General features: G+C 68.0%; 17 protein-coding genes and 1 pseudogene. 9 read left to right on the top strand and 9 right to left on the bottom strand.

Annotated elements, in window-relative coordinates:
• From ACGFIZ_RS15835 to ACGFIZ_RS15825, 3 genes are all read left to right on the top strand, one after another.
• On the top strand, window positions 1-282 hold a 282-nt coding region (locus tag ACGFIZ_RS15835; protein WP_393419776.1), incomplete at its 5' end, for a LexA family protein.
• Window positions 283-790: 508 nt separating this feature from the next.
• Window positions 791-1,147 carry an Lsr2 family protein gene (locus ACGFIZ_RS15830; protein ID WP_393419774.1) on the top strand — a complete coding sequence of 119 codons (357 nt, stop codon included), beginning with the start codon at window positions 791-793 and terminating at the stop codon, window positions 1,145-1,147.
• 252 nt (window positions 1,148-1,399) lie between these two features.
• On the top strand, window positions 1,400-1,660 hold the full coding sequence (locus ACGFIZ_RS15825; RefSeq protein ID WP_393419772.1) for a hypothetical protein: 261 nt from the start codon (window positions 1,400-1,402) through the stop codon (window positions 1,658-1,660).
• On the opposite strand, the gene ACGFIZ_RS15820 is transcribed toward ACGFIZ_RS15825, so the two are convergent.
• Entirely contained in the window at window positions 1,632-2,159 is a 528-nt protein-coding gene (locus ACGFIZ_RS15820; RefSeq protein ID WP_393419770.1) for a transposase, read from the bottom strand. The two genes, ACGFIZ_RS15825 and ACGFIZ_RS15820, sit on opposite strands and share 29 nt — an antisense overlap.
• Before the next feature lie 83 nt (window positions 2,160-2,242).
• Between ACGFIZ_RS15820 and ACGFIZ_RS15815 the strand changes: the two genes are divergently transcribed.
• From ACGFIZ_RS15815 to ACGFIZ_RS15805, 3 genes are read left to right on the top strand one after another with little or no spacing between them, the layout of a single operon-like run.
• Complete coding sequence (locus tag ACGFIZ_RS15815) at window positions 2,243-3,355, top strand: tyrosine-type recombinase/integrase (protein WP_393419768.1); 1,113 nt, start codon at window positions 2,243-2,245, stop codon at window positions 3,353-3,355.
• Entirely contained in the window at window positions 3,352-5,610 is a 2,259-nt protein-coding gene (locus ACGFIZ_RS15810; RefSeq protein ID WP_393419766.1) for a tyrosine-type recombinase/integrase, read from the top strand. Before ACGFIZ_RS15815 ends, ACGFIZ_RS15810 begins: the two co-directional genes overlap by 4 nt.
• On the top strand, window positions 5,600-6,040 hold the full coding sequence (locus ACGFIZ_RS15805) for a DUF6262 family protein (protein WP_393419764.1): 441 nt from the start codon (window positions 5,600-5,602) through the stop codon (window positions 6,038-6,040). The genes ACGFIZ_RS15810 and ACGFIZ_RS15805 overlap by 11 nt, the downstream gene beginning before the upstream one ends.
• Before the next feature lie 41 nt (window positions 6,041-6,081).
• Here the strand turns inward: ACGFIZ_RS15805 and ACGFIZ_RS15800 are convergent, their stop codons facing one another.
• Window positions 6,082-6,483, bottom strand: a complete 402-nt coding sequence (locus ACGFIZ_RS15800; protein WP_393419762.1) for a transposase — start codon at window positions 6,481-6,483, stop codon at window positions 6,082-6,084.
• 187 nt (window positions 6,484-6,670) lie between these two features.
• Here ACGFIZ_RS15800 and ACGFIZ_RS15795 point away from each other — a divergent pair, with 187 nt between their 5' ends.
• Window positions 6,671-6,946, top strand: a complete 276-nt coding sequence (locus tag ACGFIZ_RS15795; RefSeq protein ID WP_393419760.1) for a hypothetical protein — start codon at window positions 6,671-6,673, stop codon at window positions 6,944-6,946.
• Window positions 6,947-7,507: 561 nt separating this feature from the next.
• Here ACGFIZ_RS15795 and ACGFIZ_RS15790 read toward each other — a convergent pair.
• From ACGFIZ_RS15790 to ACGFIZ_RS15775, 4 genes and pseudogenes are all read right to left on the bottom strand, one after another.
• Entirely contained in the window at window positions 7,508-7,792 is a 285-nt protein-coding gene (locus ACGFIZ_RS15790) for an Imm1 family immunity protein (RefSeq protein ID WP_393419758.1), read from the bottom strand.
• Window positions 7,734-8,240, bottom strand: a pseudogene (locus tag ACGFIZ_RS15785) (DddA-like double-stranded DNA deaminase toxin); the annotation flags it as partial. The gene ACGFIZ_RS15790 and the pseudogene ACGFIZ_RS15785, both read right to left, overlap by 59 nt.
• A 106-nt stretch (window positions 8,241-8,346) precedes the next feature.
• Window positions 8,347-8,664, bottom strand: a complete 318-nt coding sequence (locus tag ACGFIZ_RS15780) for a hypothetical protein (protein WP_393419756.1) — start codon at window positions 8,662-8,664, stop codon at window positions 8,347-8,349.
• Between the two features lie 77 nt (window positions 8,665-8,741).
• The gene (locus tag ACGFIZ_RS15775; RefSeq protein WP_393419754.1) at window positions 8,742-8,939 is read right to left on the bottom strand and encodes a hypothetical protein; all 198 of its coding nucleotides are present in this window, start codon (window positions 8,937-8,939) and stop codon (window positions 8,742-8,744) included.
• A 468-nt stretch (window positions 8,940-9,407) separates the two neighbouring features.
• Between ACGFIZ_RS15775 and ACGFIZ_RS15770 the strand changes: the two genes are divergently transcribed.
• Together ACGFIZ_RS15770 and ACGFIZ_RS15765 are read left to right on the top strand one after the other, a co-directional pair.
• The gene (locus ACGFIZ_RS15770; RefSeq protein WP_393419752.1) at window positions 9,408-9,971 is read left to right on the top strand and encodes a restriction endonuclease; all 564 of its coding nucleotides are present in this window, start codon (window positions 9,408-9,410) and stop codon (window positions 9,969-9,971) included.
• An 11-nt stretch (window positions 9,972-9,982) separates the two neighbouring features.
• Complete coding sequence (locus tag ACGFIZ_RS15765; protein WP_393419750.1) at window positions 9,983-10,672, top strand: hypothetical protein; 690 nt, start codon at window positions 9,983-9,985, stop codon at window positions 10,670-10,672.
• An 85-nt stretch (window positions 10,673-10,757) separates the two neighbouring features.
• Here the strand turns inward: ACGFIZ_RS15765 and ACGFIZ_RS15760 are convergent, their stop codons facing one another.
• The 3 genes from ACGFIZ_RS15760 to ACGFIZ_RS15750 form a co-directional block, all read right to left on the bottom strand.
• Entirely contained in the window at window positions 10,758-11,129 is a 372-nt protein-coding gene (locus ACGFIZ_RS15760) for an ArsR/SmtB family transcription factor (protein ID WP_393419748.1), read from the bottom strand.
• Window positions 11,027-11,482, bottom strand: a complete 456-nt coding sequence (locus ACGFIZ_RS15755; RefSeq protein ID WP_393419746.1) for a hypothetical protein — start codon at window positions 11,480-11,482, stop codon at window positions 11,027-11,029. Before ACGFIZ_RS15755 ends, ACGFIZ_RS15760 begins: the two co-directional genes overlap by 103 nt.
• Before the next feature lie 267 nt (window positions 11,483-11,749).
• Window positions 11,750-13,021, bottom strand: coding sequence for a hypothetical protein (locus ACGFIZ_RS15750; RefSeq protein WP_393419744.1), 1,272 nt, complete (start codon window positions 13,019-13,021; stop codon window positions 11,750-11,752).
• Window positions 13,022-13,176: the final 155 nt, after the last annotated feature.

The raw sequence follows: 13,176 nt of genomic DNA, 5'->3' as shown, positions 1-13,176 counted from the left end.
GAGTTGGTCGGCCGGGGCACCCTGTTCGCGCTGCGTGTGCGCGGGGACTCGATGATCGAGGCAGGCATCGCGCACGGGGATGTCATCGTCGTGCGCCAACAGTCGGTGGCCGACAACGGCAACATCGTGGCCGCCATGATCGATGGGGAGGCCACCGTGAAGGAGTACCGAATGCGCGACGGCCTTGTCGAGCTCGTCCCTCGCAACCCGGCCTATCCGGTGATCACTAGCAACGATGCAACGATCCTCGGCAAGGTCGTGTGCGTGCTTCATCGCCTGTGAGTGCCTCTTCTCCCTCAACGGCAAACGGCGGACCTGCGGATCCTCGCCAGCCTTGAAGTCGCCCTCGGCGCGAAGCTGATGGGCGTGGGCGTGTCGGCGGCTACGCACAACTCGACTCAGCCAACCCACGTCGCCTGCCGATAGCGGGCGAGCCCGCTTGAGTGACGGGCCGCCGGTGGAGGCTGCGCGACGGTCCAGACCCCGGGAGCGAGGCATCATCGGTGACTCCTCACGCTGTGGACACGCGAAGCGAACCGTGCGTTGCGACGAGGTGGTCCGAATGTCCGCGGGTCGGGTCGCGATACGCCGACAGCGACGGGCTGGACCCACCTGGCCAACTCAAGGTGGTGATCCATGCGCCTGCCGGCACGTTTACATGGCGGAAAGTTCAGAGGCCGCCTATTTGTGCCCGGAGACCCGCAGGACGATTTTGGTGTATCTACTTTGGCGATGAGCGTCGCGCAGGCTACTGTGCTAGCAGTTGTGCTAGTTGGAAAGGGAATTGGACGTGGCCAAGCAAGTCATTCACAAGCTCATCGACGACCTGGACGGTGGGGACGCCGACGAGACCGTCAAGTTCGCCCTCGACGGGGTCCAGTACGAGATCGACCTGTCGGCGGGCAACGCCGAGAAACTGCGCGGCGTCTTCGCCCCGTTTACCACTCACGGCACCAAGGTCGGCCGGGGCGGTGTCGTCGCCGGACGGGTCGGGGGCGGGCGGTCCGGCAACGGCCGCGTCAGCAGTGACAGGGAGCAGAACAAGGCGATTCGGGACTGGGCCAAGAAGGCCGGCCTGGAGATCTCAGACCGGGGCCGAATCCCGCAGGAGATCGTCGACGAGTACAACTCGAAGGCCGGCCGCTAAAACCCCGCGGCCTCACCGGTGGCGGTCAGCCATTGGGGGGCGGGCGGCAAACGCTTTTCACGGTCGCCCGTCCCAACGCCCGCCAATGCCTGGCACTCGCGGGCCGGGCACCGGCCTGAGGCAAGCCGACTCGATGCGCTGGTTGTCCCGCTACCCAGTTCCGTATTGGATGCAGGCTGGGCTCTGTTAAAGCTTTCGAGGTCCCTGTTGATGGCCCGGTCGGCCTGGGCATGCGAGGCAGGAGACGTCGCGATGGTCAACATCCGCAACATGAAGGTGTTCAAGGAGCGGCTCGCCCAGCTTGAGCAGGAAGCCAGCCGGCACGGCGTCGTGCTCGTGCCGGCCCAGGCCGCGGATCTCCTCGCCGATCACATCGCCGCTGTCGCCCACCAGTTCGGCGTCACCGAACGGACCGCATTGCAGACCTACATCGCGCCACACGCCATCTCCCTGATGGCTGAGAGACCGTCGGGTAACCGGGTGACTACGTGGCGAGAAGTCGCTCAACGTTGATGCGTTGGGCGGCTTCGCGCTCGGTGGCGTTGGCCCAACGGATCGTTTGACCGGCCAGGCGTATCGTCATGAGTCGAATCATCGCTACCTTGATCATGGCCTCGGAGTTGACGGTCAGCCGTTCGTAGTCCCGGGCCAGGCGTCGGTTACGGACCAGCCAACCCAGCGTCCTCTCTACCACCCACCGGCGCGGTAGGACCTTGAAGCCCTTGACGTCGTCGTTGCGCTTGACGATCTCCACCAGGATGCCGAGCTGCTCTTTCGCCCAGGTCAGCAGAGTGGAGTCGATGCTGTTGGCGTAGCCGCCGTCGGCCCACACGAGGGCGATGGTGGTGAACGCCTCGGCCAGCCGCGCCAGGATCCGCCGGCCACCGGGACGGTCGTTGACCGAGGCGGAGGTGACCATCACGACCAGGATCAGCCCCATCGTGTCCACGACCAGGTGCCGCTTGCGGCCGTTATCTGGAGCCCGCTCTGACTTGTTCTTGATGTAGTCCAAGGACGCTGAACGTCCCCCAGCTCGCGTCGTGGATGCGGTTACCTGCTGCCGTCCATCACGTAGTAGCGGGAGGTGCGATGCGGGTGCAGCGGGTGCTGGCGCCGGGATCGATGGCGGAGTCGTGGACTCTGCTGGGCGATGATCTGCGGCCGGTCGGCCCGGTGGAGTCGTTCCTGGCTTACCTGGCGGCGATCGAGCGGTCACCGAACACGATCAAGGCGTACGCCCACGATTTGAAGGACTGGTGGGTCTATCTCGCCCGTCGAGCAATGGACTGGCAGCGGGTGGACTTGGAGGCGGTAGCTGGTTTCGTGGCATGGCTACGGCTGCCGCCGGCCGCCCGCAGCGGGGCGGTGGCGGTGCTGCCGACGGTTGAGCATCACTGCACGGCGGCCAGCGTGAACCGCAAGCTTGCCGCGGTCAGCACGTTCTACGAGTTCCATGCCCGCAGTGGCGTCACGGTCGCCGACCCGCTGATCTCGATGCGCCCGGTCGGATGGCATCGGTCCGCGGCGACGTCCTACAAGCCGTTCTTGCAGCACGTCGGCTCAGGCAAGCCGGAGCGGACGAGGACCATCAAGCTCAAGGCCGGGCGCAAGCGTCCCCGGGTGCTGACGGCTGCCCAGGTCCAGGCGATCCTGGATGCCTGCGAGCATCTGCGCGACCGGTTGCTGTTCGCTCTGCTGTTGGACACCGGGATCCGTATCGGCGAGGCGTTGGGTCTGCGCCACGACGACATCGCGATCGCCGATAAGCAGGTGACGGTGGTGCCCCGGCAGAACGACAACCGGGCCCGTGCCAAGGCCGGCCGCAGCCGGGTCATCCCGGCAAGCCCGGAGTTGATGCGTCTGTACTGCGACTATCTGAATCGTGAGTACGGCGCCCTGGATTCCGACTACGTCTTCGTGAACCTGTTCGCCGAGCCGCACGGGCATCCGTGGGCCTATCCGGCGGTCTATGACCTGGTCAAACGGTTGCGGAAGGTCACGGGCATCGCCTTCGGGCCGCACCAGTACCGCCATACCTATGCGACCTGGCTGCTGCGTCGCGGGGCGGGGATGGAGAACGTGAAGGAACTACTCGGCCATGCCTCGATCAGCACCACGATCGACACGTATGGCCACCTGACGGTCGAGGACGCCCGCCGCACGCTGGAGGCCGCGGGGTGGTTCACCGGACGGGAGGTCCGGCTGTGACCGTCGCTGCGCTAACCACCGGCCGCCGGCAGGCCGGGCTGCTGGAGAAGCTTCTGGCCGCTGTCCGGGCCGAGTTCCGCACCGAGATCTACCGCCCGGACCCTGCCGATCCGGTCTTCGTCGCCCCGCAGTGCGCGGTCGCCGGCTGCGACCGGGTGGTCTCCCAGCGAGGATTGTGCAACGGGCATGTCATCCGGTGGCGGCACCGGGGACGACCGGTGATGGAGGACTTCCTCGCCGACCCCGGGCCGCCGGTTCGCGGCCGGCAGGTCCTGCCTTCCTGCCGGATCGGCGGCTGCCGTTACGGACGCTTCGGCAAAGGGCTCTGCTGCAAGCACTACGACCGGTGGGTCCGGGCCGGGCGACCTGACATCGATCACTGGCACGCCCCGACCCTGCCCGCAGTCGGCGCTGTCCCGGCCGAGTGCCGTCTGCCGTTCTGCAGCCTGTGGGTCGAGGGGCCGGAGAAGGTCTTCTGCCAGCAACATCATGAACGCTGGACGCGTGCCGGGCACCGGGACGCCGAGCGTTTCATCGTGGACTGCGAGTTGAACGGCATCGCCGCGGTCGATCTGCGTGGCCTGCCCGCCCAGTTGACGCTGGAGTTCCAGTACGGGCTGCAATGCCGGGCCGATGCCCGGCGCCGAACGACTCCCGCCCGCTATGTCATGCAGGCCGTTCGGCACGCCCAAGCGGCTGGGATCGCCTCGCTGCTGGAATTGTCGGAGGAGCAGTGGCGACAGCGAGTGCGAACCGGCCAAGTCCGGGCGCCGGTATTGTTCCTGCTTGAAGTCCGTGACGCCGTCGAACTGCTGCGCGACGGCGCAGGCTGGGAGACCGAGTTCGGTCGAGACGTGTGGCGGCTGGAACGGCTTCCGGGGATCACCACCCCGGCCACCGCCACCGTTCCGCGGCCACGAGTGCGGCTGCACTTCGAACGCATCCCGCAGCCCTGGCTACGTGACCTGGCCAAACGGTGGCTGAGGCTGCGGCTGACCAGCGGGTTGAGCATCACCGCCGCGCATACCGGGCTGGACGCGTTGGTCTGCTTCGGCGGTTTCCTCGTCCACGCCGGCGTCGACCGGCTCGCCGACATTGACCGCCCTCTGCTCGAACGCCACCTCGCCCACGTCGCCTCCCAACACGGCGGGCATGGGCTGAAGAAGGGCAGGATCAGCAACCTGAACCTGTTCCTGCAGGCCATCCGGCAGAACCGCTGGGACGACTCGCTGCCCGGAACCGCAGCCTTCTACCCCGGCGACATCCCACCGGCCCCGGCAGCGACGATCTCCCGCCGGCTCGCCGAGCACGTCATGGCCCAGGTCGAGTCCGAGGCGAACCTGGACCGCTGGCACGACCCGGCCGGACGGCTGGTCACGCTCATCCTCGTGCGCACCGGGCTGCGGATCTCCAGCGTCGTCTGCCTGGATTTCGACTGCCTGGTTCACGACGGTCAAGGCGCCGCCTACCTGCGCTACTTCAACACCAAGATGAAACGCGAGGCCGCTGTCCCCATCGACGAACACCTCGAACGGGTTATCCACGAGCAGCAACGCCGGGTGCTGGACCGCTGGCCGGACGGCACCGGAGTCCTGTTCCCTCGGCGGCACGCGAACGCCTCCGGACAGCTGAGGCTGTCCGACAGCAGCTACCGGCAGATGCTGCGCCGCTGGCTCGTCGCCTGCGACATCCGCGACGAGCACGGACAACCCGTGCACCTGACCCCGCACCAATGGCGGCACACCTTCGCCTGCCGCCTGATCAACCGTGACGTCCCACAAGAAGTCGTCCGGATCCTGCTCGACCACGAGTCATCGCGGATGACCGCGCACTACGCACGAATCACCGACCAGACCGTCCGGCGCCGCTGGGAAGCCGCGATGAAGGTCAACATCAAAGGCGAACACGTCGCACTCACCGCCGACGGACCGCTCGGGCAGGCCCAGTGGGCCAAAACCCGCTACGGCATCGCCACCCAGACCCTGCCCAACGGCTACTGCGGGCTGCCCGTCCAAAAACTTTGTCCACATGCGAATGCTTGCCTGACCTGCCCGGTCTTCCTCACAGGGCCCGAGTTTCTGCCCGAACTTCGCGACCAGCGGACCCGCACCCTGACCCTGATCGACAACGCCACCAACTGCGGCCACACCCGAGTCGCCGAGATGAACCAGCAGGTTGCCGACAACCTCGACCGCATGATCAGCGAACTGGAAACCGGCCACCACGAACCGCAGGAGACCACACATGCCAGCTGACAACGCTCACCACCTCGTCACCGCCGCCCGGCAACGGGCCACAGCGACCCGCCGCCGCGCAACCGCCGCCCTGCGACGCATGGACACCAGCGGAACAATGATCACCTTCGAAACCGTGGCCCGCGAAGCCCGGGTCTCCCGGTCCTGGCTCTACAACCAGCCCGATCTCCGAGCCGAGATCGGCCGACTCCGGGCCCGGCACCGCACCCCCACGACCCGGCCGGTTCCCAACCGGCAACGAGCCTCCGACGCCTCACTGCTCCAGCGCCTGCAAACCGCCACCGAACGCAACCAGCAACTCGAGACCGAGAACCGCGAGCTGCGGCACGCCCTCGCCCTGGCCCTCGGCGAACAACGCACCAGCGACCTGCCCGGCCACACCCGCGACACGCCGGGAAGAAGACATTCCCCCGTCATCGGACCCTGCTGACCGGCACCGTCGAAGACACGTCCACCACGCATCACCGCAGGTCAGGACGATACAAGATCAGAAAGCTCAAGATAACGGCCGGTGGTCTTCTTGCCCATGTCGAACCCGCGGCATTCGCCGCCCTCACTGGATTTGATCGACTGGGCGTCCAGCACCGCCGCTGTCGGCTCCGGCTCACGACCGGCCGCGACCCGCACCTGCCGGCGAAGCTCGTCGTGGATCGCGTCCCACGTCCCGTTCTTCCGCCACGTCGTGAACCAGCGATGTGCCGCGTCCGGCGGCGCCAGATCCCGCGGCATCATCCGCCACGGACAGCCCGACCGCAGCACATAGAAGATCGAATCCAGGATCAACCGATCTCCCCACTTGCGCGGCCGGCCGCCTTTACGCAGGTCGCGTACCGGCATCAAGGGCGCGAGGACCGCCCACATCGCATCGGTCAAGCTCGACGGATAGCATGAACGGGCGTCATCCCCGCCACAGTTGCAGTTGCGCACACAACGCGATCATGGCGGGGATGATCTATTTGTCGAACACCCGGCATCGACGTGTCTCCCCGTAACAGAACGCTCGGAGCTGGTTACCCGACGGTCTCTGAGACGCTCGGAGAGCACGCAGCCACCTACCGAGATGGCCGACGCCGAACCGGTGGCGCTGACCGTGTCGGAGGCCGGGCGCGCTCTCGCCGCCCTCGGCATGGTCTGCAAGCTGGCCACGGAGCAGATCCCGACCGCGCCAGCGGAGTCCGCCGGGATCGTCACCGACGCCGCTGACGCGATCGTCGGCATCGGCGCGCAGCTCAGAACCACCACCGGCAACGAGGCCCTCAGCGTCGGCGGTCGCACCCTGGTGTACTCGCGCACGGTGCTCCTCCGCGCGATCGACGCGCTGAGCAGCGGCCGGTAGAACTGCACCTGCCGCGAGCCACACTCCTCGCCGACGGAGCCTGCGTCCTGGTCATGAACTTGAAAGCTGACCTCGCCGTTGTCGGTGGCTGGCTCGCCAGCTCGCACGAACAACCCGGCGAGGATCGATAGCCGATTGCTACCGGCCACGCGCACATGGTCGGGGGTGTCTTGGCGGGGGCGTGACCCTCCTGGCTGGGCGAAGACGGGTTCGCGGCGAGCCAGTCGGGACTCGTTGGCTGGGACATGATGCCAGGCGGCCGGCTCGTGGCTAGCCGGCCGCCGGGTGGGCTGTCCCGGACGGCCCGGCGACTGGAGGTACATGCGTCGGCGGACCGGTGGATGGTCGTTCACTCTTGATGGGGTCGACGAGGACTGCATGCCCATTGATCAGCGCTGGTTGTGGAACGAGTGCGGCGGCGAGTTGCTCGACGCGGATGCGAACAGCGCGCACGGGCTGGAGTCGATCGCCGGGCCCGCCGTGGACGCGCGTCTGGACCGGTGCGCCGCCGGGTCAACAGTCAACCGGTCAACGGCGATAGTAGGCACTTCGGTGCAGAGCCTACGAAGCACACTGCTCCTCGTGCTCCCAGGACCTACTAGCAGGGCGTCGGCCTGTGGCGACGTACTCCACGACCGCCTCGCGGGCTGCCGTGGTGTTCACCCGTGCGATGTCAGCGGGGATGTCCTGTAGGCCCGCATCCGGGGACTCGTAGACGGTGATCGGGGTGTCGGGGTCCAGGTCGGCAGCGTAGGTGCGGTCAGGCAGCCAACGCAGCGCCGCCCGGTCAGCGTCGATGTCGATGTCGATCCGCAGCGCGGGCTGGTCGGCGGGTCCAATCGTCATGGTTTGCCCGCAGCCGCCAGCCGCCATGCGGCATGATCGCCTCGATCTGCTCGTCGAAGCGGCGGCCAGCCTCGTCGGGGCTGGTCAACGGGTACGGATAGCCGTGGTAGTCGCGAAGTAGCAGCGTCATCGTGTGATCCTTCTCCGGTGCCGGTGTAGATACGGTGCCACCAGGTGTGGCCGCCGTCCGGGTGACCCGCAGCCGCAGGCGGCTTCCCGAGGGCAGGATGGCGGGCAGGATCTTGTCGCAGGTCCAGAGGTAGCTCCGGTCGCGGTCGTTGGTGCCGCAGACGGTGTTGTCGATTGCAAGGTCGGCCTCGGACGCGCCGGTGCGCCGCATGTGCGCGGCGGCTTTCGATTCCGCATGGTCGTAGAAGGTGACCGGGGGCCCGCGCAGCGGGTCGTGGTCGAGGTCGGCGGCCAGGGACCGGCTCCTCCTCCGGACGTGACGGCCTGGCCGTTGATCAGGCCGACGGTGGGGTCATGCGAGGCTGGGCAGGGCAACCGGCGAGCAGCACACGGGCAGCACCAGGTCGTGAGCTTCATTCGCTGCTCTATACGTCGAAATTGTTGCTCTTCGTTTCACCTCGCTGGGCGGGCCGGGCACTGCTCGCATCGCCGCTGCCGTCCCCGGGAGTTGCCCCCGGCTGATGTTCACGCCACTGCCCGGCGGTGTCGGCCCGAAGCAGCCGATCAACCATACGAGCGGCTTCTCGCTCCGTCTCGAACTCCCACCGCAGCAGCACCTTCCCCGTCTCGGTGTCCCCAGCACGGGCGATGACCTTCCAGCGTGTCTGGCGGACAAGCCACACATCGCGGCGCGCCAGGCGCCCCCAGCTGCCGTTCCACCACCTCCGGACCACCTCTTCCACACGTCAATCGTACGCATGTTCGATGATGCGCGGGGCGGGGTGGCGAACGAAGTCGGCGTGCACGGGGTTCCGGCCGGTCATTCGCAGCGGTCTTCGGCACCTCGGCCGTAGGGCTCACAGCAGTCGGGGCGATGCCGGTAGACCCGCAGGTCGCGACCGTGCCGGTGGCCGTACTCGGGCGTGATTTCGTACAGGCAGGCATGCCACATCACGGTCTCTCCGCCGCCGGGCACCACCTGGCCGTCGCCGGGTCCGCCGCGCAGCAGCACGTCCATGCTCCGACCGTACGCGTGTGTTGGGGGCCGGACGGGGCGTACGAGACCTTGCTGCCTGACCGGGCGGCGCTGGGGCGGGGACGGTCCCCGCAGCTGCACGCCTGGCTGCGGGGACCGGCTTTGTCGGTGGCCTGCGGCCGTAGCTGCTCCACCTGCACGTGGCCGTGGCCAGCAGTCGAGCGGTGGCCTCGCCGACCTGTTCAGGTTGGCCGCCGACCCGGCTGCTCGCCAGCACTCGGCCGTGGGCTGTGGATAACTTTGGCGGGTGTGGATATCGCCCTGATCATGGTCGGATCTGCTAGCACACCTCCTGGTTGTCGTCCTGGCCTGCCGAGCGGCTCCCGAGCAGCCACGTAGGCGATACGGCGGTCGCGATGACCTCGTTCACGGCGGCTGTGGTGTGGTCGTCGGTGTCGTAGTGACGGGCGAGTTCGGCGCGGAGCTGGTTGAGTGCGACGCGGACTTGGAATGGTCCTCGACACGATGGACGCGTTGTCCGCAGGCGCTTTCGAGGAGTGGACCGCCTGGCTGCTGGAGCGCGACGGCTGCAAGATCATACGGAGGCATGACGGCCCCAACGATCAAGGCGCTGACGTCATCGCAATCACTGCCTGTAGCCGGCGTGTCGTTCTCCAGTGCAAGCACTCGACGAAGCTGAGAAACCGCGTGGACCCCAGGTACCTTCACGAACTCAATGGCACCGCCCGCCCGGAACACGGTGCGGACATCGTCGGCATCGTCACCAACCGCATGCTGTCAGATGCCGCTCAGCGCTTCGCCATGAAGCATCAGATCCACGTCATCGACCGGCCCGCGCTGAAAGGATGGGCGACGTACGGAGTTTCCTGGCTTCCGTCGAACGGCCAGACCGCTGTCAGCTTAAGCACATGGCCCACATACGGGGTGGCAGCTGGCAGGGCATGCGATAGCTTCTACCCTTTGATCCCCGAATACTGCATGGGGAAGGCCGAGCACATGTCGCCTTTGCCGAATGGTTCGCGTGAGAGGCGACGTGGCCCTTGCCCTACATAGGAGGCAAAGTCGTGAGTTCCTACACCATCACCATCGCCGCGAACGATCCCAGCCGAGCGACCACCACCATGACGGTCGAGTTGAACGGTCCGACCACGCGCATCACCGAGCTGGTGGTACGCGCCGGTGAGGGGGACGGGCTGACCGCGGGCCAGCTTCCCGCGGTCGACCTGGATCTGCTGCTGAAGGCGGTCACGCCTGCCGTCGGCGGGCAGCAGGCAATAACCCTGTCGCCCGCTGCCCCAGCCGACGACGCGCCCACCACAGAAGAAACATCCGTTGACGGCGAGGAGCACGTCGCCGACACCGAGGCCACCCAGCCTGTTGCCGCTACCACCCCCACCGCGGAGGAGCCGGCCACGACCAGCCCCGCGGAGGCTGACGTGACTGAGGTCGCGGTTCCCAAGCAGGCGTCACGCGCGAAGGCACGGGCCGCCGGCGCGACCCGGGCCGGTGGGCGGAAAGCCGCGGCGGGTGCCAACGCCACCACCGCGGCACGGAAGGCCACCACCCAGACCGCGAAGGGCGAGGCGGCCACGGCCACGGGCCGCGTGTACCGGCGGTCACCGAGTGATCTCGAGTCGGTGTACCAGCAGGCTGGCAGCGTGGCGGCTGTCGCCGACCACTACAACGTGCCCCGGCACACCGCCCAAGGATGGATCCGTACCCTGCGCCGCCGGCAAGCTGGCCAGGCCGAGTAGGACAAACACCGGGCACCCCGAGGGTGGGTCTGGGTCTGCCGACCCACGGATGGGCCCGGCCGGCGCCGGCCTTCGGCAGTACCGCTCAACGGGTCCGCTTCGTCGCCCGCTTGCGGGGTGGCGTCAACAGGTCGGCGATCGCCGCTATCGCGGACGGCACGAGGCGGTAATAAGCCCAGACGCCCCGCTTCTCGCGCTCGATCAGGCCGGCCTCGGTGAGGATCCGAAGGTGATGGCTCACGGTCGGCTGGGAGAGACCAAGCGGCGCGGTGAGGTCACTCACGGATGCCTCGCCCTCCGGGGCGGACTGGATCAGACTGAGCAGTCGCAGTCGGGCCGGGTCGGCGACGGCCTTCAGCACTCCCGCGAGCCGTTCGGCATCGGCACGCTTAATCGGCTCGCCAGCAAGCGGCGAGATAGCAGGCGTATCAGTTTTCGCAGTTCCCACGTCTTCCATCGTTGCACCAACACCATCGATAGGCCGGTGGAACCCAGGTCCAGTGCTTCGATGGCGACCGCGAGCCCGGGTACGAGGGATGCTGGCGCCGGGGCGGCGAGGTCACACACCGCCCCGGCCCTGCGCCCGTTTCTCCGACAGAGTCCAGGGCCGACGATCGCAACCGATAGAAAGGCGCCGGCGAGCAGGTACGGCCCGAAGGCGAGGTCGGGCTGGCGGCGCAGCGTGAGGCGGGTCAGCGCTTCGGCAGCGGCGAGCGCATAGAGCAGGTCGCTCCACAGCACCGCCTGCCAGCCGAGAGTGCCCGGCGACGCGCCGAGCAGCGCCGCCAGCCGCACGTCGCGCAGCCCCATCCCGCTGCCACCGTTGGAAGGTCATCGCCCGGGCTGGCGACAGTGAGACGGGCAGGCGCTGGGAGTTCGACAGCCAGGACGAGGCGCACTCGAATGGTGGACCGTCTCCTACGGGCACACTCGGCCGGATCGTGGCGGACGAGCCTGTCCTGATCCTGTCGCCCGCCACCTGTCGCAGGCGGCGGTGGGCAACAGCTGACTGATCTGAACCCACGTTTCCGGGGTGGCATGGAGGTCAACCTGCCTGGCCGGCGCGGCTGGGACGGTCTACAGCTCGCCGAGGATGCGGGCGCGCTGCTGTGCGTGCTCGGTGTCGGTGATCAACCCCTGTTGGTGGAGGTCGGCGAGCTGCCGGAGCCGGTCGGTGATCGTGGAGGCGGGTGCTGTTGTCGGGGTGGCGGTGGGATGCGCTGCACGGTTGTCGGGATTCACCCCGACAACCTCGGCGGGGGTGATCCAGCCGCCCGGAGGCGGTGGGGCGTCGACGGTGGCGGCGATCTCCCAGAAGCTCTCGTCGAGGCTGGTGTCGCGGCCGGCGGCGGTGGTGAGGTGGCGCAGGGTGTCCGGATCGCAGTCGAGTACGCGGGTCAGGCTGGCGATGTGCAGGTCGGTCAGGAGGGTCCGGCCGGCGAGGGCGTCCATCATCACCGTGGTGTCGATGTTGGCGCGGGCGGCGAGTTCGGTGGGAGAGACCCCGGCGAACTCGGCGTAGACGCACAGGTAACGGGCCAGGGCTCGACGGGCGGGCGGCGCCTGCGGGTCGATGGTGGCGACCAGGTGCCCGAAGCGGATCCTCCGTCGCGCGGTAGGCAGCTCCGGAAGGTCTATGACGGGCTTCGCCCGCAGGCCGGGGGCGGCGATGAGTTCGAGCGTCACGCACTGGCGGGCGTATTCCTCCCGGATCGTGGCGACCTCCGCGGCGACCGTGCGGACCTTGAGCAGTTCCTCGCGTGTCTGGTGGAACTGCTGCTCCAGCTGGTTGGCGCGGCGCATCTCGTTCTGCCGGCCGTTCTCCAGCCGGCGCAGGTTGTCCAGGTACCGGTCGGTGTCTTCCTGGAGGCGGTCCTGCAGGCGGGCGATCCTGCGTTGCAGGCTGGGGATGGTCGGGCCGCTGTCGGGCACGTTGCGTAGCGCGGGCTTGCCCGCTGGCCTGCTGACCGGGCCGGTGTAGCCGTCGGGCAGCCGGCCGCGGGCGCACTGGTACCAGCCGGCGGCCAGGGCCCGGATGCTCGAGGTGTCGCAGCTGTCCGGCAGGCAGGCGATGATCAGCTCGACCATCTCCCACGTGGGTCCGAGGCGGTAGCGGCTGAGCTGTTCGGACAGCTTCTGCCGGTTCAGGCCAGGAAAGTCCAGGCCGCGCATCCGGGCGTTGCGCAGGATCTGGGCCTGGCCGTTCACGCCCAGGTAGTCGTCGACAAGGCTGCGGACGTAGAGGGTGTACTCGGCCGCGTCGGGGTTGGCGCACCGGCGGCGGATCGTGGACTCGTCCACCGCGTAGGGGCGGCTGTTGCGGCTCACGGGGCGGTGCCCGGTACTCATGCGATCGTCCTTGAGGCACGAGAGGTGGGCCCGACAACGGTCGATGTTGTCGGGAGTCTGTCCGGACCCTCTTTCCCGACGCAAGGGGTGCCGGGAAGAGTCATCCATGCCGATCAACGCTGACTGCCTGGTCGGTCAGGGTGCTCCGCGCCGCT

The organism is Micromonospora sp. NPDC048830 (assembly GCF_043198215.1).
GTDB lineage: Bacteria > Actinomycetota > Actinomycetes > Mycobacteriales > Micromonosporaceae > Micromonospora.
The sequence above is the reverse complement of the archived record's forward strand: the minus strand, read 5'-3'. Positions and strand labels throughout refer to the sequence as shown.

What these genes read in the sequence shown, in the direction of transcription:
- ACGFIZ_RS15805 (WP_393419764.1), top strand. Translation starts at nt 5,600, where the DNA reads ATGCCAGCTGACAACGCTCACCACCTCGTCACCGCCGCCCGGCAACGG.
- ACGFIZ_RS15755 (WP_393419746.1), bottom strand. Translation starts at nt 11,482, where the DNA reads ATGGGGCTGCGCGACGTGCGGCTGGCGGCGCTGCTCGGCGCGTCGCCG.
- ACGFIZ_RS15770 (WP_393419752.1), top strand. Translation starts at nt 9,408, where the DNA reads ATGGTCCTCGACACGATGGACGCGTTGTCCGCAGGCGCTTTCGAGGAG.
- ACGFIZ_RS15760 (WP_393419748.1), bottom strand. Translation starts at nt 11,129, where the DNA reads ATGGAAGACGTGGGAACTGCGAAAACTGATACGCCTGCTATCTCGCCG.
- ACGFIZ_RS15750 (WP_393419744.1), bottom strand. Translation starts at nt 13,021, where the DNA reads ATGAGTACCGGGCACCGCCCCGTGAGCCGCAACAGCCGCCCCTACGCG.
- ACGFIZ_RS15790 (WP_393419758.1), bottom strand. Translation starts at nt 7,792, where the DNA reads ATGACGATTGGACCCGCCGACCAGCCCGCGCTGCGGATCGACATCGAC.
- ACGFIZ_RS15775 (WP_393419754.1), bottom strand. Translation starts at nt 8,939, where the DNA reads ATGGACGTGCTGCTGCGCGGCGGACCCGGCGACGGCCAGGTGGTGCCC.
- ACGFIZ_RS15795 (WP_393419760.1), top strand. Translation starts at nt 6,671, where the DNA reads ATGGCCGACGCCGAACCGGTGGCGCTGACCGTGTCGGAGGCCGGGCGC.
- ACGFIZ_RS15825 (WP_393419772.1), top strand. Translation starts at nt 1,400, where the DNA reads ATGGTCAACATCCGCAACATGAAGGTGTTCAAGGAGCGGCTCGCCCAG.